The sequence below is a fragment of the Microbulbifer guangxiensis genome (genome assembly GCF_021729075.1).
Classification (GTDB): domain Bacteria; phylum Pseudomonadota; class Gammaproteobacteria; order Pseudomonadales; family Cellvibrionaceae; genus Microbulbifer; species Microbulbifer guangxiensis.
In genome coordinates this window covers 92,311-115,543 of sequence record NZ_JAJSAQ010000001.1, presented here as the reverse complement: position 1 = coordinate 115,543, position 23,233 = coordinate 92,311, and the positions used below count along the sequence as shown (strand labels likewise).

Annotated in this window: 23 protein-coding genes; 6 read left to right on the top strand and 17 right to left on the bottom strand. The window is 60.2% G+C overall.

Annotation, left to right across the window (positions count from 1 at the left end; genetic code table 11):
• Positions 1-3: 3 nt before the first annotated feature.
• The 11 genes from LVD12_RS00500 to LVD12_RS00450 all read right to left on the bottom strand — a co-directional run bounded on the left by LVD12_RS00500 (position 4) and on the right by LVD12_RS00450 (position 10,968).
• Entirely contained in the window at positions 4-468 is a 465-nt protein-coding gene (locus LVD12_RS00500; RefSeq protein WP_237064796.1) for a thioesterase family protein, read from the bottom strand.
• Positions 465-1,862, bottom strand: coding sequence for a Si-specific NAD(P)(+) transhydrogenase (gene sthA / locus LVD12_RS00495; RefSeq protein WP_237064794.1), 1,398 nt, complete (start codon positions 1,860-1,862; stop codon positions 465-467). The genes LVD12_RS00500 and sthA overlap by 4 nt, the downstream gene beginning before the upstream one ends.
• A 41-nt stretch (positions 1,863-1,903) precedes the next feature.
• Complete coding sequence (gene nqrM, locus LVD12_RS00490) at positions 1,904-2,140, bottom strand: (Na+)-NQR maturation NqrM (protein ID WP_237064792.1); 237 nt, start codon at positions 2,138-2,140, stop codon at positions 1,904-1,906.
• Between the two features lie 2 nt (positions 2,141-2,142).
• Complete coding sequence (locus tag LVD12_RS00485) at positions 2,143-3,141, bottom strand: FAD:protein FMN transferase (RefSeq protein ID WP_237064791.1); 999 nt, start codon at positions 3,139-3,141, stop codon at positions 2,143-2,145.
• A gap of 77 nt (positions 3,142-3,218) precedes the next feature.
• Entirely contained in the window at positions 3,219-4,442 is a 1,224-nt protein-coding gene (gene nqrF / locus LVD12_RS00480) for an NADH:ubiquinone reductase (Na(+)-transporting) subunit F (RefSeq protein ID WP_237064790.1), read from the bottom strand.
• Positions 4,443-4,460: 18 nt separating this feature from the next.
• Positions 4,461-5,069, bottom strand: a complete 609-nt coding sequence (gene nqrE, locus LVD12_RS00475) for an NADH:ubiquinone reductase (Na(+)-transporting) subunit E (protein WP_069947765.1) — start codon at positions 5,067-5,069, stop codon at positions 4,461-4,463.
• Positions 5,070-5,072: 3 nt separating this feature from the next.
• On the bottom strand, positions 5,073-5,729 hold the full coding sequence (locus LVD12_RS00470) for an NADH:ubiquinone reductase (Na(+)-transporting) subunit D (protein ID WP_237064789.1): 657 nt from the start codon (positions 5,727-5,729) through the stop codon (positions 5,073-5,075).
• 2 nt (positions 5,730-5,731) lie between these two features.
• Entirely contained in the window at positions 5,732-6,514 is a 783-nt protein-coding gene (locus tag LVD12_RS00465) for a Na(+)-translocating NADH-quinone reductase subunit C (RefSeq protein ID WP_237064788.1), read from the bottom strand.
• Positions 6,507-7,718, bottom strand: a complete 1,212-nt coding sequence (locus tag LVD12_RS00460) for an NADH:ubiquinone reductase (Na(+)-transporting) subunit B (RefSeq protein ID WP_237064787.1) — start codon at positions 7,716-7,718, stop codon at positions 6,507-6,509. Before LVD12_RS00460 ends, LVD12_RS00465 begins: the two co-directional genes overlap by 8 nt.
• Positions 7,719-7,720: 2 nt before the next feature.
• Entirely contained in the window at positions 7,721-9,061 is a 1,341-nt protein-coding gene (locus tag LVD12_RS00455) for a Na(+)-translocating NADH-quinone reductase subunit A (protein ID WP_237064785.1), read from the bottom strand.
• Positions 9,062-9,462: 401 nt separating this feature from the next.
• Positions 9,463-10,968 (bottom strand): glyceraldehyde-3-phosphate dehydrogenase, encoded by a 1,506-nt coding sequence (locus LVD12_RS00450; RefSeq protein WP_237064783.1) that lies wholly within the window; start codon positions 10,966-10,968, stop codon positions 9,463-9,465.
• A 263-nt stretch (positions 10,969-11,231) separates the two neighbouring features.
• Between LVD12_RS00450 and mfd the strand changes: the two genes are divergently transcribed.
• The 3 genes from mfd (at position 11,232) to LVD12_RS00435 (ending at position 16,932) form a co-directional block, all read left to right on the top strand.
• Positions 11,232-14,723 carry a transcription-repair coupling factor gene (gene mfd, locus LVD12_RS00445; RefSeq protein WP_237064781.1) on the top strand — a complete coding sequence of 1,164 codons (3,492 nt, stop codon included), beginning with the start codon at positions 11,232-11,234 and terminating at the stop codon, positions 14,721-14,723.
• Positions 14,724-14,788: 65 nt separating this feature from the next.
• Entirely contained in the window at positions 14,789-15,562 is a 774-nt protein-coding gene (locus LVD12_RS00440; RefSeq protein ID WP_237064780.1) for a CsiV family protein, read from the top strand.
• A gap of 134 nt (positions 15,563-15,696) precedes the next feature.
• Complete coding sequence (locus LVD12_RS00435; protein WP_237064778.1) at positions 15,697-16,932, top strand: DUF819 family protein; 1,236 nt, start codon at positions 15,697-15,699, stop codon at positions 16,930-16,932.
• Between the two features lie 143 nt (positions 16,933-17,075).
• Here LVD12_RS00435 and LVD12_RS00430 read toward each other — a convergent pair whose 3' ends face one another.
• The 4 genes from LVD12_RS00430 to LVD12_RS00415 all read right to left on the bottom strand — a co-directional run bounded on the left by LVD12_RS00430 (position 17,076) and on the right by LVD12_RS00415 (position 20,568).
• Positions 17,076-17,291 (bottom strand): cold-shock protein, encoded by a 216-nt coding sequence (locus LVD12_RS00430; RefSeq protein ID WP_067081471.1) that lies wholly within the window; start codon positions 17,289-17,291, stop codon positions 17,076-17,078.
• A 317-nt stretch (positions 17,292-17,608) separates the two neighbouring features.
• On the bottom strand, positions 17,609-18,715 hold the full coding sequence (locus LVD12_RS00425; RefSeq protein ID WP_237064777.1) for a mechanosensitive ion channel family protein: 1,107 nt from the start codon (positions 18,713-18,715) through the stop codon (positions 17,609-17,611).
• 106 nt (positions 18,716-18,821) lie between these two features.
• Entirely contained in the window at positions 18,822-19,862 is a 1,041-nt protein-coding gene (gene nagZ, locus LVD12_RS00420; RefSeq protein ID WP_237064776.1) for a beta-N-acetylhexosaminidase, read from the bottom strand.
• Positions 19,863-19,938: 76 nt separating this feature from the next.
• Positions 19,939-20,568 carry a TetR/AcrR family transcriptional regulator gene (locus LVD12_RS00415; RefSeq protein ID WP_237064775.1) on the bottom strand — a complete coding sequence of 210 codons (630 nt, stop codon included), beginning with the start codon at positions 20,566-20,568 and terminating at the stop codon, positions 19,939-19,941.
• A 143-nt stretch (positions 20,569-20,711) separates the two neighbouring features.
• Here LVD12_RS00415 and LVD12_RS00410 point away from each other — a divergent pair, with 143 nt between their 5' ends.
• Positions 20,712-21,023 carry a DUF6763 family protein gene (locus tag LVD12_RS00410; protein ID WP_237064774.1) on the top strand — a complete coding sequence of 104 codons (312 nt, stop codon included), beginning with the start codon at positions 20,712-20,714 and terminating at the stop codon, positions 21,021-21,023.
• Between the two features lie 74 nt (positions 21,024-21,097).
• On the opposite strand, the gene LVD12_RS00405 is transcribed toward LVD12_RS00410, so the two are convergent.
• Positions 21,098-21,736: an LOG family protein gene (locus tag LVD12_RS00405; RefSeq protein ID WP_237064773.1), complete on the bottom strand. Its 639-nt coding sequence runs from the start codon at positions 21,734-21,736 to the stop codon at positions 21,098-21,100.
• Positions 21,737-21,941: 205 nt separating this feature from the next.
• Here LVD12_RS00405 and lexA point away from each other — a divergent pair, with 205 nt between their 5' ends.
• Positions 21,942-22,547, top strand: coding sequence for a transcriptional repressor LexA (gene lexA / locus LVD12_RS00400; RefSeq protein ID WP_237064772.1), 606 nt, complete (start codon positions 21,942-21,944; stop codon positions 22,545-22,547).
• A 56-nt stretch (positions 22,548-22,603) separates the two neighbouring features.
• A complete protein-coding gene (locus tag LVD12_RS16035) occupies positions 22,604-22,732 on the top strand; it encodes a hypothetical protein (RefSeq protein WP_255771289.1) in 129 nt (42 codons plus the stop codon).
• A gap of 185 nt (positions 22,733-22,917) precedes the next feature.
• Here the strand turns inward: LVD12_RS16035 and LVD12_RS00395 are convergent, their stop codons facing one another.
• On the bottom strand, positions 22,918-23,169 hold the full coding sequence (locus LVD12_RS00395; protein ID WP_237064770.1) for a hypothetical protein: 252 nt from the start codon (positions 23,167-23,169) through the stop codon (positions 22,918-22,920).
• Positions 23,170-23,233: the final 64 nt, after the last annotated feature.

The window sequence follows — 23,233 nt, the reverse complement described above, 5'->3', positions numbered from 1 at the left end:
CGATCAGTAGAGATAAGTGGCGGTTCCGGTGGCAATCAGTTCACCAGAGTCGTTGGCCAGCTCCATCCTCGCAACGACCAGCTTGTTGCCGGTACGCAGGATGGAGCCCTGACACACGAAGTGCTCCCCCCTGCCCGGCTTGAGGTAATCCACCCGCATATCCACCGTGCCAAGCTTTGACAGCCGTTCTGCCTTTTCCTTCCAGTGGATGTCGCCCAGCCGCTGGTAGGCGGCCACCATCGCGGTGAGCCCACCCACCGTATCCAGCGCCGTTGCGATTACGCCGCCATGCAGGATGTTCTTCCAGATATTGCCGATCAGCTCCGGACGCAACTCGAAAGCGGCGGAGATAGTGAGCTGTTCCAGATCCAGCTCACGCATTTCCAGGCCGATCTGCCTGTTGAAGGGGATCTGCTCGAAGAACCCTTTTACCAGCTCGCGGAACTCCGTTGGCGACGGCTCCGTCACAGACGCATCACCCGGTTCAGGCCATCCAGCGCGGCACTGCGATAAGCCTCTGCCATGGTCGGATAGTTGAACGTGGTGTTGACGAAGAAGTCGATCACATTATTGGGTGCCGGCTGCTTCATGATGGCCTGGCCAATGTGCACAATCTCCGCGGCCTCCGCACCAAAGCAGTGGATGCCGAGAATCTCATGCGTTTCGATATGGAACAGGATCTTGAGCATACCGACACGCTCACCGGAAATCTGCGCCCTGGCGGTATGTTTGAACAGTGCCCGCCCGACTTCGTAAGGCACTTTTGCTGCGGTGAGTTCGGACTCTGTCTGGCCGACGGAAGAGATCTCCGGCAGGGTGTAAATCCCGGTGGGTGCATCCTCGATCACCCGGTGACCACGACCGGCAATGGCGGCGGCGACTGCCCTGCCCTGGTCATAGGAGGCACTGGCCAGGCTCGGCCAGCCAATCACATCTCCCACCGCGTAAATACTGTCCACGGCGGTGCAGTAGTGCTCATCGACCGTCAGCTGCCCTCGATGGTTGGCCTCGAGGCCCACGTTTTCCAGCCCCAGTGAACCGGTGTTGCCGGAGCGTCCGTTACACCACAGGAGTGCATCGGCATGGATACGCTTACCGGACTGCATTTCCATGATCACGCCATTTTCCGTGGGCACCACTTTGGCATACTCCTCCTGGTGCCGGACGGTGACGCCCATGTCCCTGAGGTGGTAACTGAGCGCATCGGAAATCTCATCATCGAGGAATTCCAGCAGGCTGCCACGGGTGTTGATCAGGTCAACCTTGATTCCCAGTGCCGCAAAGATGGATGCGTACTCACAGCCAATCACACCGGCACCGTAAATCATCATGGAGTGCGGGGTGTGCTGCATCTCAAGGATGGTATCGCTGTCATAGACACGGGGATGATCAAAATTCACATCACCCGGACGGTACGGCCTGGACCCGGTGGCAACAACAAACCTGTCAGCCCTGATCACTTCCAAGGCGCCATCCTGAAGCTGTACTTCAATCGTGTTGGCATCGCGGAAGCGGGCTTCACCGAGAATCAGCTCGACGCGGTTTCGCGCGTAGAAACTGGTGTGCATCTCCACCTGGTAGTTGATGACTTTGTGCACCGACTCCATGACCTGCGGAAAAGACAGCCGGCAGGGTTCACCCAGGGTACGGAACACGGGCTGGGTGTTATAGCGCATCAGCTGCTTGACCGAGTGACGCAGGGCCTTGGAAGGGATCGTGCCCTTGTGCGTGCAGTTACCACCCACCGCGGGACGCTTCTCGATTACCGCCGCTCGCATGCCCTTTTTGGCCGCGCTCATGGCGGCGGCCTCTCCAGCGGGGCCGGATCCGATTACTACCAGGTCAAACTTTTGCTCTGCCATCTAACAGCTCTGATAATTCTGATTTGTTGTACTTGTATAACTTACTGGCGCTTGGTTGCGTCGTAGGCGAGGTCCGCTGCCTCTGCAAGGCGCTCCTTGCGCTCCTGCTCTTTGCGACACTCATCGTCATCGCCGCCGCAGATCGCACAATCCTGCTTCATGCCAATATTGTTGAGGCCACCACAGCTGCCCTTCAGCGGCTTGTTCTGGATGATGGCTCCGAGGGCCATACCGGTGATTACCAGCGCAACGGCGATAAACGCAAAGATATAGATCATTTCTATTCAGACCTCTTTAAAAACGGTTCGAAGGCAGTGCTGGCGACCGGCTCAAAGCCCTCGTCCGTCTTTACCAGCATATAAACAGCGAGCCCCTCCCGCTCCGCCAATTGTAACCCGGCCTCAGCGCCCATCACATTGAGGGCCGTGGCCAGGCCGTCTGCTTCCGCGCAGCTCTCCGCCAGCACCGTCACCGAGGCGAGTCGATGCTGCAGTGGGCGTCCAGTCCTCGGGTCGATACTGTGCGCGTAGCGGACGCCATCGCGCTCGTAATAATTGCGATAGTCGCCACTGGTGGCCATGGCATAGCCGCTGATCTCAACGGGCAACTGAACCACACTGCCCGAGGGAACGGGCCTCTCGATCCCGATGCGCCACCTGGCGCCCTTCGGGTTTACGCCAGCAGTGCGCAGCTCACCACCGATCTCAACGAGATAGTTCTCGATGCCCTGCTCTTCCAGCAGCTGAGCCACCCGATCGACACCGTGTCCCTTGGCGATCGCCGACAGGTCCAGTTCTACAGGCCGGGTGCGGGTCAGCCGATCCGGGTTGCGCTCGACCTGCAATGCGTCGGAGCCGACGGTCTTCAGCAGCGCGTCAATGGCGTCATCGCCCGGCGTGGTTTCCGGTTCCGGGCCCGGCCCGAATCCCCACAGGTTGACCAGGGGGCCGACCGTAATGTCGAACGCGCCTTCACTGCGCCGGAAAATATCCAGCGACAGCTCCACCACCTCAGCAAGATGACCACTGACCGGCACCGCTTCACCGACTGGCCCGCGGTTGAAACGCATCAGCTCCGAATCCGGGATGTAGGTGGACATCTCCTGATTCACGGCCTGGAGTTCGATATCGATCGCAGCCTGGAGCTGATCCCGCTCCAGGGTAGCCGGGGGGCTCACCACGGTAATGTGGTAACTGGTGCCCATGGTCGGCCCGCTCAGGCGCCAGGTATCTTCACCAGGGGTGCAACCGACGATGAAAAACAGCAGCCCGAAAAGCAAAAACAGGGCCCTGTTAACGGGCCCTGTTTTTGTTGTTGTCGGCACTCGCTTTAAGTCGAGCAGACTAATCACTGCGATCAGCCACCGAAGTCATCGAGCAGGATGTTGTCATCCTCGACACCCAGATCCTTCAGCATGTTGATCACTGCTGCGTTCATCATGGGCGGACCACACATGTAGTACTCACAGTCTTCCGGCGCCGGGTGGTCCTTGAGGTAGTTCTCGTAGACCACGTTGTGGATGAAGCCGGTGTAACCGGTCCAGTTGTCTTCCGGCTGCGGATCGGACAGTGCCACGTGCCACTGGAAGTTATCGAACTCTTCCTGCAGGCCGTTGTAGTCGTCCTCGTAGAACATCTCGCGCAGGGAACGGGCGCCATACCAGAAGCTGATCTTGCGCTTGGAGTTCAGGCGCTTGAGCTGGTCAAAGATGTGTGAACGCATCGGCGCCATGCCGGCACCACCACCGATGAAGACCATCTCGTTATCGGTTTCCTTGGCGAAGAACTCACCGAAGGGACCGTATACCTTGATCTTGTCACCCGGCTTCAGGCTGAAGACGTAAGAGGACATCTGGCCCGGGGGCACACCCTCGGTGCGCGGCGGCGGGGTGGCGATACGGATGTTGAACTTCACAACACCCTTCTCTTCCGGGTAGTTGGCCATGGAATAGGCGCGCACTACCGGCTCGGTCACCTTGGACTCCAGGTTGAAGAAACCGAAATGCTCCCAGTCACCGCGGTACTCCTCTTCGATATCGAAGTCGGAGAACTTGACGTGATGGGGCGGCGCCTCCAGCTGCACGTAACCGCCTGCACGGAAGTCGACGTTCTCACCTTCCGGAAGCTTCAGGGTCAGCTCCTTAATAAAGGTCGCCACGTTCGGGTTGGATTCCACAGTGCACTCCCACTGCTTCACACCGAACACTTCTTCCGGCACCTCAATTTCCATGTCCTGCTTTACCGCGACCTGACAGGAGAGACGCTTGCCCTGCTTCGCTTCACGCGGAGTAAAGTGGGCCGCCTCGGTCGGCAGCATGTCGCCACCACCGGAGACCACTTTACACACACACTGGGCGCAGCTACCGCCACCACCACAGGCAGAGGCCAGGAACAGGTTGTTGGCCGCCAGGGTCTGCAGCAGCTTGCCGCCAGCGGGAACAGTGAGGGTCTTCTCACCATTAACCAGGATGTTGACGTTACCGGTGTTCACCAGGCGCGAGCGGGCGACGAGAATGACCGCCACCAGCGCAATCACGATGATGGTGAACATCAAAACGCCGAGAATAATTTCCAGATTCATGCTAATGCGCTCCCCCGCTTAGATATCGATACCGCCGAAGGACATGAAGCCCAGGGACATCAGACCAACGGTGATAAAGGTGATACCCAGGCCCTTCAGGCCTTCAGGCACATCACTGTACTTGAGTTTTTCGCGGATACCGGCGAGGGCAGTAATCGCCAGCGCCCAGCCGAGGCCAGCACCGAAACCATAGGCAACACTCTCGCCGAAGTTGTACTCGCGCTCCACCATGAACAGTGATGCACCCATGATGGCGCAGTTCACGGTAATCAGCGGCAGGAACACACCCAGGGCGTTGTAGAGCGCCGGTACATACTTATCCAGGAACATCTCAAGGATCTGTACCAGTGCGGCGATTACGCCGATGTATGACAACAGGCCCAGGAAGCTCAGGTCCACATCCGGATAACCTGCCCACGCCAGTGCACCATCCTTCAGCAGGTAGGTGTAGATCAGGTTGTTCACCGGCACGGTGAGCGTCAGTACGAAGATGACCGCCACACCGAGGCCGATGGCCGCATCCACCTTCTTGGACACCGCCAGGAAGGTACACATGCCCAGGAAGAAGGCCAGCGCCATGTTCTCAACGAAGACGGCCCGGACAATCAGAGAAATATAATGTTCCACTTATCAGGCCTCCTGCGCTTTGGTGTTCGGCGCAATCTTGAACTCTTCTTCTTCCACCTGCGCCGGCTTCCAGGTACGGATCGCCCAGATGAACAGGCCGATCAGGAAGAAGGCGCTGGGCGGCAGCAGCAGCATACCGTTGGGCACATACCAGCCACCGTTGTTCACGGTTTCCAGGATGGTGACACCCAGCAGCTTGCCGGCACCGAACAGTTCACGAATGAACGCCAGGCCGATCAGAATCACGCTGTAGCCGAGACCGTTGCCCAGGCCGTCAAAGAAGCTGGCCACCGGGCCATTCTTCATCGCGAACGCTTCCGCACGGCCCATTACGATACAGTTGGTGATGATCAGGCCGACGAATACTGACAGCTGCTTGGAGATGTCGTATGCCAGCGCCTTGATCACCTGGTCCACCAGGATTACCAGGGAGGCAATCACGGTCATCTGCACGATGATGCGGATGCTGTTCGGGATCTGGGTGCGGATCAGGGAGACCAGCACGTTGGAACAGCAGACCACCACGGTCAGGGCCACACACATCACCAGCGTCACTTTCATGGAGCTGGTTACCGCCAGGGCGGAACAGATACCAAGGATCTGCAGGGCAATGGGGTTGTTGTTAAAAATGGGTTCCAGCAGAGTATCTTTGACTTTCATGCTTACGCCTCCCCTGCTTTCAGGTTTTTCAGGAAGGGACCATAGCCCTCACTGCCGAGCCAGAATTCAACCAGGTTGTCGACACCCTTGCTGGTCAGGGTTGCGCCAGACAGGCCATCAACCTTGTGCTCTGCATTCGGGGTGTTCTGGTCGACACTACCCTTGATCACGCTCAGGGCTACGTCGCCATCGGCGGCGTAGGCTTGCTTGCCTTCCCAGATCGCTTTCCAGTTGGGATTGTCCACCTCACCGCCCAGTCCGGGGGTTTCCTTGTGCTCATAGAAACCGATACCGGCGACGGTATTCAGGTCGCTCTTCAGCGCCAGGAAGCCGTACAGCTGACCCCACAGACCATAGCCGCGAACCGGCAGGATGATCTTCTGCAGTTCGCCGTTCTGCTCGACCAGGTACACCTCTTTGATGTGCTCCCGGCGGATGATCTTGGCGATGTCCTGCTCCGGTGACAGCTTTTCACTGGCGGACGGGATCTTGGCAGCCGCACGGCCACTGCCGCCGGCCGGAGCCTCGTCAGTGAACTGGCCGGTGCGGAGGTCAACATACTTGGTGGTGACGTTCGCAAACGCCGCTTCAACCGCTGCGCGACCAGCCTCGGACGGGTCGATCAGGCCACCAGCCAGCAGTACGTTGCGCTTCAGGTCCAGTGCAGCATTGGATTGCTGCATCGGCTTCAGCATCACCGCGGCGGTGGAGACGATGACGGAACAGACGATACACAGCACCAGGGCTACGATCAGTGTTCCCTTGACGGAATCTTTATTAGCCACGTGCCAACCTCCGTTTGATATTGGACTGCACCACGAAGTGGTCAAACAGCGGCGCGAACAGGTTGGCGAACAGGATCGCCAGCATGATGCCTTCCGGGAAGGCCGGGTTCACGACACGGATCAGGACGGTCATGACACCGATCAGGATGCCGTAGTACCAGCGGCTCATGTTGGTCATGGCGGCGGACACCGGGTCGGTGGTCATGAAGATCAGGCCAAACGCGAAACCACCCACTACCAGATGCCAGTACCACGGCACGTTGAAGAACAGGTTGGTGTCGGAACCGATGAAGTTGAACAGCGTGGCGGTTGCCATCATGCCCAGCATGGTGCCGGCTACGATGCGCCAGCTGGCGATCTTCATGCCCATCAGGATGGCGCCGGCAATCAGGATCACAAAGGTGGAAGTCTCACCAATGGAACCGTGCATGTTGCCGAAGAAGGCATCCCACCAGGTCAGCGGACCGGAAGCGGCGTTGATCACACCGTTCTGCACGCCCTCACTGGCCAGTACGGACAGTGCAGTGGCGCCGGTGTAACCGTCGACCGCAGTCCATACCATGTCACCGGACATGGATGCCGGGTAGGCAAAGTAGAGGAAAGCACGGCCGGTCAGTGCCGGGTTCAGGAAGTTTTTGCCGGTACCACCGAACACTTCCTTACCGATCACAACACCGAAGCTGATACCCATGGCCACCAGCCACAGGGGCAGGTCCGGCGGGCAGCTCAGCGCGAACAGGATGGAGGTCACGAAGAAGCCTTCGTTCACCTCATGACCGCGCACCGCTGCGAACAGTACTTCCCAGATACCACCGACCACGAAAGTGGTGAGGTAGATCGGCAGGAAGAACATGGCACCGTAGACGAAGTTGTCCCAGGTGCTGGCCGGGTTGTAGCTGGTCAGCGCGCCAATGATTGCGTGGCGCCAGCCGTCGAACTCGGTGGTGCCCATATCGGCGATGATCAGGTTGGACTGATAACCGATATTCCACATACCCCAGAATGCAGCCAGCATCGCGCAGGCCCACACGCTGATCATGATGCGTTTCAGGTCGATGCCGTCACGCACATGGGCAGTGGTCTTGGTGCGATCGGCGGGCTGGAACAGACCGGTGTCGATCGCTTCGTACAGCGCGTAGAACTTTTCGTACTTACCACCCTTGTGGAAGTGCGGCTCAATCGAATCGAGGAATTTGCGCATCATCCTTAACCCTCCTTCTCAATACGGGTCAGGTTGTCCCGCAAAATGGGGCCGTACTCGTACTTGCCCGGGCAGATGAAAGTGCACAGGGCCAGATCTTCTTCATCCAGCTCCAGGGCACCCAGTTGCTGGGCGGTGGCGGTATCGCCCACGATCAGCGCACGCAGCAACTGAGTCGGGAGGATGTCCAGCGGCATCACGCGCTCATAGGCACCGATCGGCACCATGGCACGCTCTGAACCATTGGTGCTGGTGGTGAAGTCGAACTTCTTACCCTTGAACAGGCCTGAGAGGTAGATCGGCAGCGCAGAGAAACGCTTGTTACCGGCACGCAGGTAGTGCAGGAACGGACGCTCACGGCCTTCCTGGAGCACGCAGACCTGGTTGTGGTAACGACCGAGGAATGCCAGTGCCCCCTCAGCGGTATGGCCTCCGAAAACGGAACCGGAGATTACCCGGTTGTCATCGCCGACAGTCTCGCCGTTGACCAGGGTATTGAGATCGGCACCCAGGCGGGTGCGCAGCAGACGCGGCTGCTTGACCCGCGGGCCACCCAGAGCGACGACACGGTCGGTGTACAGGCGACCGGTGGTGAACAGCTTGCCCACCGCGATCACGTCCTGATAGTTGATGGTCCATACACTCCGGCCGGCTTTCACCGGGCGCAGGAAGTGGATGTGGGTGCCGGACAGACCGGCCGGATGCGGACCGGCAAAGGTTTCGCGGCGGATACCGGAAACGCTGGGAACCGGGATATCAGCCTCGGGCGCCGTGCAGACGAAGGTGGTGTCCGCGAGGCGGGAGAGGACCTGAATGCCCTGCTCGAACGCATTGCGTTGCTCGGCGATGATCACGGCCGGGTCAGCTGCCAGTGGATTGGTGTCCATGGCATTGATGAAGATTGCCTCGGGCTCTGCGTCCAGAGCCGGCACCTTGCTGTAAGGGCGGGTGCGCAGCGCAGTCCACAGACCGGACTGAATCAGGTTCTCGCGAACCTGTTCACCGGTCAGGGTGGCCAGCTGGTCAGCACCGTAGGAAGCGAACTCTTCAGCTTCGTCACCATCGATTTCGATGACGACAGACTGCAGGGCACGACGGGCACCGCGGTTGATGGCCGCCACACGACCGGCGGCCGGCGCCGTGTAACGCACACCTTCGGTCTTCTTATCGGTGAACAGCAGCTGTCCGAGTTTGACGCGATCCCCCTCAGCCACCGCCATGGTCGGCTTCATCCCGTGGTAATCGGGGCCGAGCACTGCGACGGTCTTGAGCGCAGGGCCATCCTGGATGGCCTGCTTGGGCGCGCCGGATATGGGTAAATCCAATCCCCGACGGATCTTTCTCATACGCCTATGCCTAAGTTTCTAGTTTGAAAGACTGCGGGCGGGCCGCTCCCCCGGCCTGAATCAGGGCTTCACCCTGTCGGGCCTGGCTCGGGCACACCCGGGAAATCCTGTCGCGCGAGGTCTTATACCGCTGGGCCCGAGATCGGGCAGAAGGAGAATCACTTCTTTGGCGCACGGTGGCCCCACAAAATCGCGCGCATTATAAAGACGCCCCCCCTGCATTACCAGAGCGTAAGCGGCCGAAATGACCCGTTGCGAGGTTTTTTTCGCTGAAAAAACAGGAAGTTGGAAGGAGATGGGAAGGATAGGATGGAACGCCGGCTCCCGGCTTTTGCACAGCCGGGACCGGCCGGTCGGCGACACCGGCGGTCGCCAACCGTGAACTCTCCAGCGCTGGAGAATCAGTCTTTCTTCGGGAACAGCGCGTAGCGGACACCCGCCATGTCTTCCAGGCAGCGCACCACCTGACAGCTGTAACCAAATTCGTTGTCATACCAGCAGTACAGCACGGCATTGTCGCCATCGACAATGGTGGCGATGGAGTCGTAAACGCAGGCCCTGCGGGAACCGACGAAGTCACTGGAGACCACTTCCGGGGAGTTGGTGTAGTCAATCTGCTGGCGCAGCGGCGAGTGGAGCGCCACCTCGCGCATATACTCGTTCACCTCTTCCTTGGTGGTCTCGCGGCCCAGGCGCAGGTTGAGGATCGCCATGGACACGTTGGGCGTCGGGACCCGGATCGCATTTCCGGTCAGCTTACCCTTCAGCTCCGGCAGAGCCTTGGAGACTGCCTTGGCGGCACCAGTCTCGGTCAGCACCATGTTGAGCGCTGCAGCGCGACCGCGACGCTCGCCCTTGTGGTAGTTGTCGATCAGGTTCTGGTCGTTGGTGTAGGCGTGCACTGTCTCGACGTGGCCGTGCTCAACCCCGAAACCGTCCATCATCGCCTTCAGCACCGGCACGATGGCATTGGTGGTGCAGGAGGCCGCGGACAGGATCTTGTCTTCCGGCTTGATTTCGCCATTGTTGATGCCGTAAACGATGTTCTTGATATCGCCCTTGCCCGGTGCCGTCAGAATCACCTTGGCTGCGCCCGGGGACTCCAGGTGCTGGGCCAGGCCTGCCTCGTCGCGCCACACGCCAGTGCTGTCCACGATGATCGCGTCGTGGATACCGTGCGTGGTGTAATCCACCTCTTGCGGGGAGTTGGCGTAGATCACCTTGATCTCGTTGCCGTTGCAGATCAGGCTGCTGGTTTCTTCATCCACACGAATGGTGCCGTTGAAGGCGCCATGCACAGAATCGCGGCGCAGCAGGGAAGCGCGCTTGACCAGGTCGTTGTCGGCCTTGCCCTTGCGCAGCACGATGGCACGCAGGCGGAGCACATCGCCACTACCGGCCTTCTCGATCAGCAGACGGGCAACCAGGCGCCCGATGCGGCCGAAACCGTAGATCACCACGTCACGGGGCTGAGGGATTGGCTTCCCCGCGCCTTCGGCGTCGGCCAGCTCTTCCTTCACAAACTCGTCCACGGACAGGCCGCGGTCATCGCGCATGTATTTGTTGGTCAGGGTGCCGAGGTCGATATGGACCGGACCCAGGTCCAGCTTGCTGATCGCCTCCAGGACCGGGAAGCTCTCCCACTCGGAAAGCTCGTTCTCCTCCACCTGCCGCACGAAGCGATGCGCCTTCATGATGCTCAGTACGGAACGGTTCACCAGGTTGCGGCCGTACATATAAATACCGACGTTGCGCTCGCGATTGAGCTTGCCAATCATCGGGATCATGGCTTCAGCCAGCGCTTCGCGCTCTTTCCAGTCCTTGAAAAAATCCGCGGGCTTGGGTCGCTTCTGAGTCACTGTCAGACACCTCTGCAATATGATGGGTAGGCAGGAAAAACATGGCATTCCGGGCGCCCCGGGCCACGTGGCTGCGCATTATCAGTATTACCCCCAGACCGCGCAACCGAGCAAAAAACCATCTAAAAATTGTAGTTAAACTACCAATTTGTTCTGCCCGCAGGGCCGCGACGGTATCGCCCAAATCAACCACCGGGACCGAGCCTGCCGCCGACCAGAAAATGACCATGACTGCGCCGGGAGCACATCACCGGTACAATAGCGCACCCTCACCCCCTCCCCGAGGAAATGCGCGGATTTACAAGGTAAACATGACCTCTCTGAACCCCCTCTCCCCACCGGAATTTCAAAGTTCCTCAGATCGCCAGTTCTGGGGCCAGTTGCATGGTTCGGCGGCCGCACTGGCCATCCTCAATGCCGCCCAGCGTCGGCAGGCACCCGTGCTGCTGGTCACCCGGGACAGTCAGGAAGCGCACCGGCTGGAGGTGCAGCTGAAATTTTTTAACAAACGATCGCGAGATGGGGCCCCTGCCAGCCAGTCTGATGACGAGCTGGAGATCATCCACTTCCCGGACTGGGAGATTCTGCCCTACGACACTTTTTCCCCGCACCAGGACATCATCTCGGACCGGCTGGCAACACTCTATCGCCTGCCCCGGATGAAAAAAGGAATCGTCATCGCGCCGGTCAGCACACTGATGCACCGCCTGTCGCCGAGGGACTACATATCCGGCAACGCACTGTTACTGGAGGAGGGGCAGAAGTTCGACCTGGATACGCAGCGGAGGGCGCTGGAGCAGGCGGGTTACCACTGCGTCGATACCGTGTACGAGCACGGTGAGTTTGCCGTGCGCGGCTCACTGATGGACCTGTTCCCCATGGGCAGCTCCCTGCCCTTCCGCATCGACCTGTTCGACGACGAAATCGAGTCCCTGCGCACTTTTGACCCCGAGACCCAGCGCACGGTGGAGCGGGTGGATTCAGTTCAGTTACTGCCGGCCCGGGAATTCCCGATGCACAAGGCCGCCCTTTCCGGCTTCCTTGCCCACTGGCACGAGGCGTTCGAATGCGACCCGGCTAATGTACCGATTTACCAGGATATCAGTGCCGGCATCGCCCCGGCCGGCATCGAGTACTACCTGCCATTGTTCTTCGGTGGCGACTGCGCCAGCCTGTTTGACTACCTGCCCGAAGGCAGTGCGGCCTTCCTGCAGGGAGACATACAGAAACCGCTGGAAAACTTCTGGCGCGAGGTGAACAACCGCTATGAAAGCCGCCGCGGCGACCTGACCCGGCCGATCCTGCCGCCAGCAGAAATCCTGTTGCGGCAGGAAGAATTCAACGGCGCACTGAAGAACCTGCCGCGCGCCATTTTCTCTGAGGACACACTGGAAGAAGCTGCCGGCAATTACAACTTCGCCACCCGGCCCCCGGCCAGCCTGCCGGTCGACGGCAAGGCGGAACAACCCCTCGCCAGGCTCGAAAGCTATCTGCTGGAGCACTCCGGCCGTGTCCTGTTCTGCGCAGAGTCGGGCGGTCGCCGCGAGGCGCTACTGGATCTGCTGAAGGGGATCCGCCTGAAACCGACTCCGTTCAACTCCTGGAGCGAGTTCCTCGCCAGCGATGCCAGCCATGGCATCGCCGTGGCCCCGCTCGACCAGGGCCTGCTACTGGAGTCTCCGGCCGTCAGCCTGATTGCCGAACCGCAGCTGTTCGGTGAGCGGGTGCTGCAGCAGCGGCGCCGCAAGAAAGCCAAGGACGATGCGGAAAATGTGGTCAAGAACCTGGCCGAGCTTCGCATCGGTTCGCCAGTGGTACATATCGATCACGGGGTCGGCCGCTACCGGGGCCTGCAGAGCCTGGATATCGACGGGCAGCCGGCGGAATTCCTCACCCTCGAATACGCGGATGAAGCAAAACTCTATGTGCCGGTCGCCAGCCTGCACCTGATCAGCCGCTATTCCGGCGCCGATGAGGCGCTGGCACCGCTGCACAAGCTCGGCAGTGAGCAGTGGCAGAAGGCCAAGCGCAAGGCCGCCGAAAAGGTCAGGGATGCGGCGGCGGAGTTGCTGGATATCTACGCGCGGCGGGAGGCCCGGGTCGGGCACGCGTTCGACGACCCAGGCCTCGCCTACCGTGAATTCACCGCCGGCTTCCCGTTCGAGGAGACACCGGACCAGCAGGCGGCCATCGAGGCGGTGGTGGCGGACATGTTGTCCGACAAGCCTATGGACCGGCTCGTCTGCGGCGATGTGGGGTTCGGCAAGACCGAAGTGGCCATGCGTGCGGCCTTCGCCGCCGCGCACGCCGGCAAGCAGGTGGCCATGCTGGTGCCCACTACCCTGCTGGCCCAGCAGCACTTCCAGTCCTTCCAGGACCGCTTCGCCGACTGGCCGGTGAATGTGGAGGTGATCTCCCGCTTCCGCTCCGGCAAGGAAGTGGACAGCGTCAAGGAGCGGGTCGCCTCAGGCAAGGTGGATATCCTGGTCGGCACCCACAAGCTGCTGCAGAGCGATCTGGACTTCAAGAACCTGGGCCTGCTGCTGATCGATGAGGAGCACCGCTTTGGCGTGCGACAGAAGGAGCGCCTCAAGAGCCTGCGGGCGGAGGTGGATATCCTCACCCTGACTGCCACCCCGATCCCCCGCACCCTGAACATGGCCATGTCCGGTATCCGCGACCTGTCTGTGATCGCCACCCCGCCGGCACGCCGGCTCTCGGTGAAGACCTTTGTCCGCCAGCGGGACGAGGCGCTCATCAAGGAGGCCATCCTCCGCGAAATCCTGCGTGGTGGTCAGGTCTATTTCCTGCACAACGAGGTAAAGAGCATCGAGCGCATCGCCCGGGAGCTGGAAGCGCTGGTGCCGGAAGCCCGCATCGCGGTGGGCCACGGCCAGATGCGCGAGCGGGAGCTCGAGCAGGTGATGAGCGACTTTTACCACAAGCGTTTCAACGTGCTGGTCTGCACCACCATCATCGAAACCGGGATCGACGTCCCCAGTGCCAACACCATCCTGATCGAGCGGGCCGACAAGTTTGGCCTTGCCCAGCTGCACCAGCTGCGCGGCCGCGTGGGTCGCTCCCACCACCAGGCCTACGCCTACCTGCTGACTCCCGGCAAGCGGTCCATGACCAGCGACGCGGTCAAGCGTCTCGAGGCCATCAGCGAGGCCCAGGACCTGGGCGCCGGCTTTACCCTCGCCACCCACGACCTCGAGATCCGGGGCGCCGGTGAGCTGCTGGGCGAAGAGCAGAGCGGCCAGATCCAGAGCGTCGGCTTCAACCTGTACATGGAAATGCTGGATCGGGCCGTCAAGGCCATCCGCGAAGGCAGGACGCCGAATATCGACGAACCGCTGGAATCCCCGGCGGTGGACGTCAACCTGCGCGTGCCGGCTCTGATTCCTGAAGACTACCTGCCCGATGTTCACGGACGCCTGATCATGTACAAGCGGATTGCCAATGCCGCCGACCGCAATGAATTGCGGGAGCTACAGGTAGAGATGATCGACCGGTTCGGCCTGCTGCCGGAACCCGTCAAGCACCTGTTCCGCACCACGGAAATCAAGCTGCAGGCCAATACCATGGGTATCCGCAAGCTGGAAGCCTCCGCAGCCCGCGGCCGTATCGAGTTCTCCGAATCCACCAGTGTCGACCCGCTGACCCTGGTCAAGCTGGTGCAGAACCAGCCCGGTGTCTACCAGCTGGCGGGGGCCAACCAGCTGACCTTTGCCCTCGACGAGAGCGGCCCGGAGGAACGCCTGGCACAGGTGTCGGGAGTGTTGGAGCGGCTGGCGCAATGATAGACTGCAGCTTTCCGGCGCTCCGGGGCCGGCAATGGAACCCTAACGATCAAAGCGGTATCACCATGAGAAGATTCCTGCACTTGTGTGCGAGCCTGGTCCTCGCCACCGCCTCCGGCATTGCCGCAGCGAAGAACTACGCCGGCAACACCTTTGAGATCGAGATGATCGTCTTCAGTCGGGACAGCGGCATGGCCCAGAGCGGTGAGAACTGGCCCTCTTCCCCGCGGCTGGAGTACCCGCAGCAGTGGGTCGGTTTCGACACCATGGGCGGCGACAGCCCGGTACTGCGACCGGTTGCCACCCGCCTCGACAACAAGGCCGCGGCCATCCGGCGCGCCCGCGGGCAGCAGGTACTCTTCCACAAGGCCTGGCAACAGGTTTTACAGAACAAGCGCAGAAGCCCCGCCGTCGTCATCAGCGGTGGCGAACGCCGTGGCGAGAACCACCAGCTGGAGGGCTCTGTCACCATCAGCGTTGCCCGCTACCTGCACCTGAGCACCAACCTGTGGCTGAGTGACTTCGGGCCGGGCACCCTGTCTGCGGCTATCCCCAACGCCGGGAGCATCACCCTGCCCCTGCCCCCGGTTGCCGAGCCGGAAGTTTTCGGGGAGCCCATGGACCTGGCCGGGCAGGTTGCGGCGCGCCCTGCGACTTTGTCGACAATGAGCGCTGAGCCCCGTGCACCCATGACCGCCACCCGCGTTGCCCTGCTGCAGCAGGAGCGCCGTATGCGCAGTGGCGAGCTCCACTACCTCGACCATCCCCGCTTTGGCGTACTCATCGAAGTGCGGACCGTGGAGCAGGAGGAGCCGCAGACAACGCCCGAGACTCCCTGAAGCTGAGGCTCCCTGAAGCTAAAGCGGGCGATGCGGGCCGCCTGCAAAGGACGGCCCTGCCCGCCCCTCACCGCCATCACAATGTGCGGTCCCGACGATCCCGATAATAAAGACAACGGAAGTACGACCGACCCATGATTACGAACGACGCCATCATCCTCGGCATGCTCGCCGCCATCCTCGGCTTTGTTTTCTACACCGCCGGCAGTGAGCATCGCTTCTGGAAGCGCTTTTACCGTTTTGTCCCGGCACTGCTGCTGTGCTATTTCCTTCCCTCATTGCTGACCACGTTCGGCATCATCGATGCGGAACAGTCCAATCTGTATTACGTGGCCTCCCGCTACCTGCTGCCGGCGAGCCTGGTCCTGCTGACACTGAGCATCGACCTGAAGGCCATCGCCAACCTGGGCCCCAAGGCCCTGGTGATGTTCCTGACCGGTACCCTGGGTATCGTGATCGGGGGCCCAATCGCCCTGCTGATCATGTCTACGATCGATCCCGGCATCCTCGGCGTGAGCGGACCGGATGCGGTGTGGCGTGGGATGACCACGGTCGCGGGCAGCTGGATCGGCGGCGGCGCCAACCAGACCGCCATGAAGGAAATCTTCAGCGTGGGGGACCAGGTGTTCTCCGCCATGGTGGCGGTGGACGTGATCATCGCCAACATCTGGATGGCGGTACTGCTGATCATGGCGGGCAATGCGAAGCAGCTGGATGCCCGACGCGGCGCCGACACCACCGCGATCACCGAACTGCGGGAGAAAGTCGAGACCCTGCAGAAAAAGCACTCCCGCATCCCGTCCCTGCCGGACCTGATGCTGATTGCCGCGGTGGGCTTCGGGGTTACTGCCATTGCACACGGCTTCGCCGACGTGCTGGCGCCCTGGTTCCAGGCCAACGCACCGCAGCTGGCCCGCTTCAGTTTCACCAGCCAGTTCTTCTGGCTCATCATCATTGCCACCACCCTGGGGGTGGCAATGGCATTCTCCCCGGCCTCCAAACTGGAAGGTGCAGGTGCCTCCAGGATCGGCACGGTCTTCATCTACTTCCTGGTGGCCACCATCGGCACCCACATGGATATCACCGCGCTGCGGGACAGCCCGGAGTTGTTCCTGCTGGGGGCGATCTGGATGGCGATCCATGCAGGCCTGATGCTGCTGGTGGCCAAACTGATCAAGGCGCCGACCTTCTTTATGGCCGTTGGCAGCCAGGCGAATGTAGGCGGCGCCGCCTCGGCGCCGGTAGTGGCTGCGGCTTTCCACCCCTCGCTGGCACCGGTCGGTGTTCTGCTGGCGGTCTTCGGCTACGCACTGGGCACCTATGCAGCCTGGTTCTGTGGCCAACTGCTGCGGGTGGTGGGCGGTCCGTAACCGCCCCGCCACTTTTCAGACGGGCATGAAAAAGGCGGGCTTTGGCCCGCCTTGGTGTACCAGTGCTCCTGCAGCGGGCTCAACAATGTGGAGCTGGCCCGCCCTGAGGGAGTGGCAATTACAAAAAAGTTCTTATCGGGGACTCATTCGCAGGGAACGACATCTTCCGCCAACAATCCCTTGTCACCTTTCTGCATTTCAAATTCAACGGCCTGACCCTCATTCAGGGTCTTATATCCTTCGCCGCGAATACTGCGATAGTGAACGAAAATATCCTCGGTACCTTCTCCACAGGTGATAAATCCGTAACCCCGGGCATTGTTAAACCACTTGACGGTACCTGTAACGCGATCACTCATTGAGCCAACCTCATTATTGTTATTGCGTTGACCTCTCTACCCCTGCGTTACCTCAGCGGGTGGAGAGCGACAAACGCCACCCCAATATCGGCAGCCAAAAGGCTGCTCTCTCTTGCACTGTCCACCTAGTCATTCAGGTGTACAACAATGATTCTTAGATAAATTGGCGCCAGTGTCTAGGTTTCTATGTGAAATAAATACTAAATTGCGCGGTTTCCGAGCAATTTTTCATCAACATAAATAGGCAAAACTTCGAGACCTGTTAATTCTGTCACAAAGTACCCAGACAGACTTTTGTGAACTCCCTGTCTTTATATTCAAGCGGGTTCCGGAACAGGCTTTTCTGCATAAGGCATCTCAGCAATATGCACCGTAGAGGTCGGAAAGGCACAGGATGCTCCATTGGCCTCGACGATTTCCAACACCTTCAACAGAATTTCCTGTTTGATTTCGTGGTAACGGACCCACTCGACCGTCTTGGTGAAGGTGTAGATGAAAAAGTCGAGCGACGATGGCGCAAAGCTGTTGAAGTTCACGATCAGCGTCTGATTGGTATCAATCTCGGGGTGGTTCTGCAGCATCGCCTTTACGTCCGCCACGATCGCGGCCATATGCGGCGCGTCTGCGTAGCGGATGCCGACAGTTTCGAAAATCCTGCGGTTGTGCATCCTTGACGGGTTTTCCACCGAGATCTGGGTAAACACACTGTTGGGAATGTAGAGCGGCCGCTTGTCAAAAGTACGGATGCGGGTCAGGCGCCAGCCGATATCCTCGACTGTGCCCTCGATCTCCTTGTCCGGAGAGCGCACCCAGTCTCCCACCGCAAACGGACGGTCGAGGTAGACCATCAGGCCACCGAAGAAATTGGCCAGGAGGTCCTTTGCCGCAAAGCCCACCGCCAGGCCGCCGATACCGCCAAAAGCGAGGATGCCGCTGATGCTGTATTGGAAGTACTGCATGATCACCATGGCCGCAGTGATCAGGATCGAGGCACGCACCAGCTTGCCGAGGGCGCGCACCGTGGTGGCGTCCATAGGCTTGGCGATGTAGCGTGGGTCACGGAGGTTGCGCTCGACATTGTGGGAAAAGCGCCACGCAAACCAGGTCACTACCAGGATCACACCCACATCCCGGATCGGTGTCGCCAGATCGAAGATCTCGGCCCCCGTGGCGGCGCCGGCACGACCGGCAGCGACAGTCAGGCCAATGAGCCAGATCAGTACCGGACCCGGCGGCGTAAGAGCGCCGACCAGTGCATCGTCCCAGGGATTCGATGTTTTCTCGGCGCGCTCCCCCAGTTTCTGTACGAATCGTCTCAGGAACCAGGCACCGAAAGCAGTGGCGAGGATGATCGTGAAGATGACTACGATCCAGAATCGGTTATCGCCAATCCAGGGGACGATCAGTTCCTTGAATGCTTCCACTGACTACTGCTCCAATGACTTCGTTGTAGTTTTCGACACAAGTTGGCGGCACCGGAATACGATCCCGAGCTGACAGGGAGCATGGAGTTGATCCCGGTGCTGAACGTCAGTTAGCGGCCAGCAGGGAATCCAGCCATTTCCGGGTCCGCTGCCAGCGCTCACTCTGCTGTAAAGCCTGCCATGAATCAATGGCCGGCCTGCCGCGCATTCGCGCGAGGCGCGCTGCTGAGGCAGCATCCGGGGAATAGCCGTGCAGAGCCTCCAGGATCTCCTCTGCCCCCGCGCGGTTGTTGCACACAATGCCCATATCGCAGCCAGCAGACAATGCGGCCCGGATCCGGGCTGCATAACCTCCGGCAGCGCCGGCCCCCTCCATGGAGAGGTCATCGCTGAAAATCACTCCATTGAAACCCAGCTGGCCGCGCAGTACCTCCTGAAGCCAGAAGCGGGAGAATCCCACCGGCTGCTGATCCACTTGCACGAAGCGGATATGTGCCGGCATCACCGCATCCAGTTCACCACAGCGGATACATTCGGAAAAAGGCAGTGCGTCACTGGCCAGCACCGCGTCGAGGCTTCTCTCGTCCTCAGGCAGCTCTTCGTGGCTGTCCTCAAGCACATGCCCGTGCCCCGGAAAGTGCTTACCGGTGGTGGCCATCCCCGCCTCATGCATGCCCGCCATAAAGGGGCGGACCTTGCTGGCAACGAGAGCGGGATCGGGATTGAAACTGCGGTCACCGACGATGCGGCAGTGGGCATCGTCCGCATCCAGAACCGGGGCAAAGCTGAAATCGAGGCCCGCTGTCAGCAGTTCCGCGGCCAGTAGCCAGCCCACGTCCCGCAGCTGGTCCTCGTCAGCGACCTGGACGAGCTTCTGCATGGACGGGATACGGGTGAAACCCAGCTCCCGGAATCGCTGCACCCTGCCCCCCTCCTGGTCCACAGCCAGCAGGATGTCGGGGCGCACTGCCCGGATCTCTGCCGCCAAGGCCTGCAGTTGGTCGCGGTCGCGGAAGTTGCGGCTGAAGAAAATCAACCCTCCCACCATCGGGTGTTGCAGGATCTGCCGATCCCGGTCGGTCAGCTCAGTGCCTTCGATATCGATCATCACCGGACCGGGCCCGGTGCCATTTGGCGACTGTTCCATCTGTTCGTCTCACATTCCATGCCAGCCCCGTCAGACATGGGCGGGCAAATTGTCTAAATCGATTGATATCGATGCTTCACGCGTCGGCGTGCAACATGGCGGCCGCAGCGGGCACCAGCCGCTCCAGGGTCTCCTGCAGGCTGCTCTCGGCACCGAAGTCCTCCCGGAGGATAGCTTCGATGGCATCAAAGCTCGACAGCGTGAAAATAGTGGCCCCGAGCATAAAGTAAAGACGCCAGTAAAAAGTCACAGGATCGAGCCCCGGCAGCGCCTTCGATAACAGCCCGGCAAAGCGACGGTAACTGTCACCATAGCGGGAAACAATGAATCGACGCAGGTGCCCCTGGTACTGGGTATAGGCCAGTCCCAACAAGCGCATAAAACGTTGCGGATCCCGCCCCTGGCACTCGAGGCTGGCCATCGCACCGCGATAAAGGCTGTTCAGCAACGCCTCCGCGCTCAAGGGCTCTTCCATTGCCTCACGGCGATCCAGCTCCTTCACCAGGCTGTCGGTAAACGGCGTCAGAAACCGCTCGAAAACGGCCTGAATCAACTCTTTTTTCGAGCCGAAATGGTAGTTTACCGCTGCGAGGTTGACGCCGGCAGTACTGGTGATGGTCCGCAGCGAGGTCTCTGTAAATCCGCGCTCGGCGAACAGCACCTCCGCAGCATCCAGTATCCGGCTGACGGTGTCAGTCTGGGTCATAGGAATTCAAACCACCAATTAAAACACTTGTTTGGCAATGAGCGCAGGTTAGCACATTAACCCACAACTAGCGCAGCTACTGACTCCAGGACGCACACATTAGATTTTGGTAAACACAAGCGGGGCAGGAAGTCATGACACAAATGAAGCCGGACATTGGCAACTGGTTCGAGGACCTGGAAAGTGGCGAGGTTTTTGAGGTGGTAGCCCTCGATGAACTGCACCAGACCGTGGAAGTACAGTATCTGGACGGCACAGTTGGGGAAATGGACCGGGAATACTGGATGGCCCGCTCTCTGGCCCCCGCCGCGGCCCCCGAGGACGCCCACGCCGCCTATGGCCTCACGGCCCGCGAACAGGACCCGGATTCCGCAGGCTCCGTTCCCGAATTGCTCAGCCCCCTGGACAATCTCGAGGGTGAAAGCTTCGCAGGCACCGATGAGAACCCCTTCTGAGGCTCGCGGGGTCTTTCAGACTTTGCCGCGGTGCTCGGGAAAACCATCAACGTGCTCCATAGGTCGCCGGGCCGTCACTCCTTCGAGCGGATAAAGTCGATGATGATTTCCGCCGCCTCATCCACCGTATCCACAACCCGGAACAATTCCAGGTCAGATGCGTCCACACAGCCCCGGTCCAATACTGTTTCCAACAGCCAGTCTTTCAGGCCGCCCCAGAACTGATTGCCCACCAGCACGATAGGGAATTTCTGCACTTTGCGGGTTTGCACGAGCGTCAGCGCTTCGAACAGCTCGTCGAGCGTTCCGTAGCCCCCGGGCAGCCCGACAAACCCGACCGCATGCTTGACGAACATGAACTTGCGCACAAAGAAGTAGCGAAAGTTCAGGCTGATGTCCTGGTACGGGTTTGGTGCCTGCTCGAACGGCAGCTGGATATTCAGTCCGATGGAAGCCCCGGGCTGGGGATGAGCGCCTCGGTTACAGCCCTCCATCAGTCCCGGCCCGCCACCGGTAATTACCGAAATGCCTTCCCCGGCCAGAAGCTCACCCAGGCGGACGGCCTGCTGGTACTCGGCCGTGTCCTCGCTGAAGCGGGCGCTACCGAACACGGTAACGGCCCCGCTGAGCGCGATGAGACGTTCAATCCCGTCCACCAGCTCGGATTGGATACGGAGCACCCTCCAGGCCTCGGGCATCTTGGCATCGAGCATTTTCTGTTTCCTTCCGTGAGGGAACCGGCAGCGCTCAACAACTGAGCGGAAACTGCCAGATTGTGCCGGCTCCGATCATTATCCTTCCTGAGCCCACTTTAGCAGCTGCTTGCGTTGTGACCGACGGGTTTGCGCTCCTGGTTATTCTGTATATAATCACAGCAACTGTATAAAAATACAGATCACTATCAGGCAGGTGACTCTCATGACCAATCTCACTGCGCGCCAGGCTCAGGTACTCGACCTGATCAAATCCTACCTGGACGAAACCGGCTACCCCCCTACCCGCGCGGAAATCGCGCATGAACTGGGATTTCGTTCACCGAATGCTGCAGAAGAGCACCTCAAGGCGCTGGCGCGCAAGGGCGCCATTGAGATGGTAGCGGGGGCATCGCGAGGGATTCGCATCCCCGACTACCAGCCGGGCCTGCCCATCATCGGGAGGGTTGCCGCCGGTAACCCGATTCTGGCTGAGGAGAACATCGAGGATTACTGTGAGCTACCGGCAGATTTCTTCCACCCACCGGCAGATTACCTGCTGCGCGTCCACGGCATGAGCATGAAGGATGCGGGAATTCTGGATGGGGACCTGCTCGCAGTGCAACGCACGGACCAGGTCCGTAACGGCCAGATTGTCGTCGCCCGCATTGAGGACGAGGTGACCGTCAAGCGGTTCCGGCGCCGTGGTAACCAGGCGCTGGTGCAACTCCTGCCTGAGAATGACGAATTTGAGATTATCCAGGTGGATATGCGTGACAAGCATTTCGCGATTGAAGGCCTCGCAGTAGGCGTGATCCGCCAGACCCCCTGAGCACATCAGCCCGCTCTCCATCGCTGCCACCCGGTCCGATGGAGAGCTTCAACCCGGTGAAGAGCTTCAGCCCGGCGGAGAGCTTCAACCCGGTGAAGAGCTTCAGCCCGGCGGAGAGCTTCAGCCCGGCGGAGAGCTTCAGCCCGGTGAAGAGCTTCGGCCAGGCGGAGAGCATCCCCCACTAAGCTGTGAACTCCCACAGCACCCCCGCAACTGCATCAACACGCCACCCCGGATCGCATTCCGGAGCAACGCCTGGCAGAGAGAGAAAATGGATCGGGTCTGAAATGCTGGCGGACGCCGGTCAGTGCCTTTGCCGCCTTGGCGCACGTGAACTCAGGGGGGGGGCGGCAAGCGCCGTTGGAGGAACTCAGTGAATGGTGTGGTTGACCGGCTCCAGTTCTTCTTCAAAGACTTCCGGCTCGGAATCGCCCAAATTTTGAACAGCCTCGATGCCGGCCTCCAGCATCGCCTTGGCAATGGCGATCTTGTGCTCCCGCAGGAACTGCGCGCTCTCCTCGGAAAAATGGATGCGCACCAGCGGATCGTCGCGCTCACCGGCCCGGCGAAGGGCTACATCGCCATTGGCCAGTTCGATGATTTCAAAGGTCTCTGAGGACATGCGCATCTCCGTTCACATCAGTTTTGCGCAGTGTAACACAGCCCCGCAGGGGGGTTCATGGCGT

What these genes read in the sequence shown, in the direction of transcription:
- sthA (WP_237064794.1), bottom strand. Translation starts at nt 1,862, where the DNA reads ATGGCAGAGCAAAAGTTTGACCTGGTAGTAATCGGATCCGGCCCCGCT.
- nqrM (WP_237064792.1), bottom strand. Translation starts at nt 2,140, where the DNA reads ATGATCTATATCTTTGCGTTTATCGCCGTTGCGCTGGTAATCACCGGT.
- nqrF (WP_237064790.1), bottom strand. Translation starts at nt 4,442, where the DNA reads ATGAATCTGGAAATTATTCTCGGCGTTTTGATGTTCACCATCATCGTG.
- LVD12_RS00470 (WP_237064789.1), bottom strand. Translation starts at nt 5,729, where the DNA reads ATGAAAGTCAAAGATACTCTGCTGGAACCCATTTTTAACAACAACCCC.
- LVD12_RS00460 (WP_237064787.1), bottom strand. Translation starts at nt 7,718, where the DNA reads ATGATGCGCAAATTCCTCGATTCGATTGAGCCGCACTTCCACAAGGGT.
- LVD12_RS00455 (WP_237064785.1), bottom strand. Translation starts at nt 9,061, where the DNA reads ATGAGAAAGATCCGTCGGGGATTGGATTTACCCATATCCGGCGCGCCC.
- LVD12_RS00450 (WP_237064783.1), bottom strand. Translation starts at nt 10,968, where the DNA reads ATGCCATGTTTTTCCTGCCTACCCATCATATTGCAGAGGTGTCTGACA.
- mfd (WP_237064781.1), top strand. Translation starts at nt 11,232, where the DNA reads ATGACCTCTCTGAACCCCCTCTCCCCACCGGAATTTCAAAGTTCCTCA.
- LVD12_RS00440 (WP_237064780.1), top strand. Translation starts at nt 14,789, where the DNA reads ATGAGAAGATTCCTGCACTTGTGTGCGAGCCTGGTCCTCGCCACCGCC.
- LVD12_RS00435 (WP_237064778.1), top strand. Translation starts at nt 15,697, where the DNA reads ATGATTACGAACGACGCCATCATCCTCGGCATGCTCGCCGCCATCCTC.
- LVD12_RS00430 (WP_067081471.1), bottom strand. Translation starts at nt 17,291, where the DNA reads ATGAGTGATCGCGTTACAGGTACCGTCAAGTGGTTTAACAATGCCCGG.
- nagZ (WP_237064776.1), bottom strand. Translation starts at nt 19,862, where the DNA reads ATGGAACAGTCGCCAAATGGCACCGGGCCCGGTCCGGTGATGATCGAT.
- LVD12_RS00415 (WP_237064775.1), bottom strand. Translation starts at nt 20,568, where the DNA reads ATGACCCAGACTGACACCGTCAGCCGGATACTGGATGCTGCGGAGGTG.
- LVD12_RS00410 (WP_237064774.1), top strand. Translation starts at nt 20,712, where the DNA reads ATGAAGCCGGACATTGGCAACTGGTTCGAGGACCTGGAAAGTGGCGAG.
- LVD12_RS00405 (WP_237064773.1), bottom strand. Translation starts at nt 21,736, where the DNA reads ATGCTCGATGCCAAGATGCCCGAGGCCTGGAGGGTGCTCCGTATCCAA.
- lexA (WP_237064772.1), top strand. Translation starts at nt 21,942, where the DNA reads ATGACCAATCTCACTGCGCGCCAGGCTCAGGTACTCGACCTGATCAAA.
- LVD12_RS00395 (WP_237064770.1), bottom strand. Translation starts at nt 23,169, where the DNA reads ATGTCCTCAGAGACCTTTGAAATCATCGAACTGGCCAATGGCGATGTA.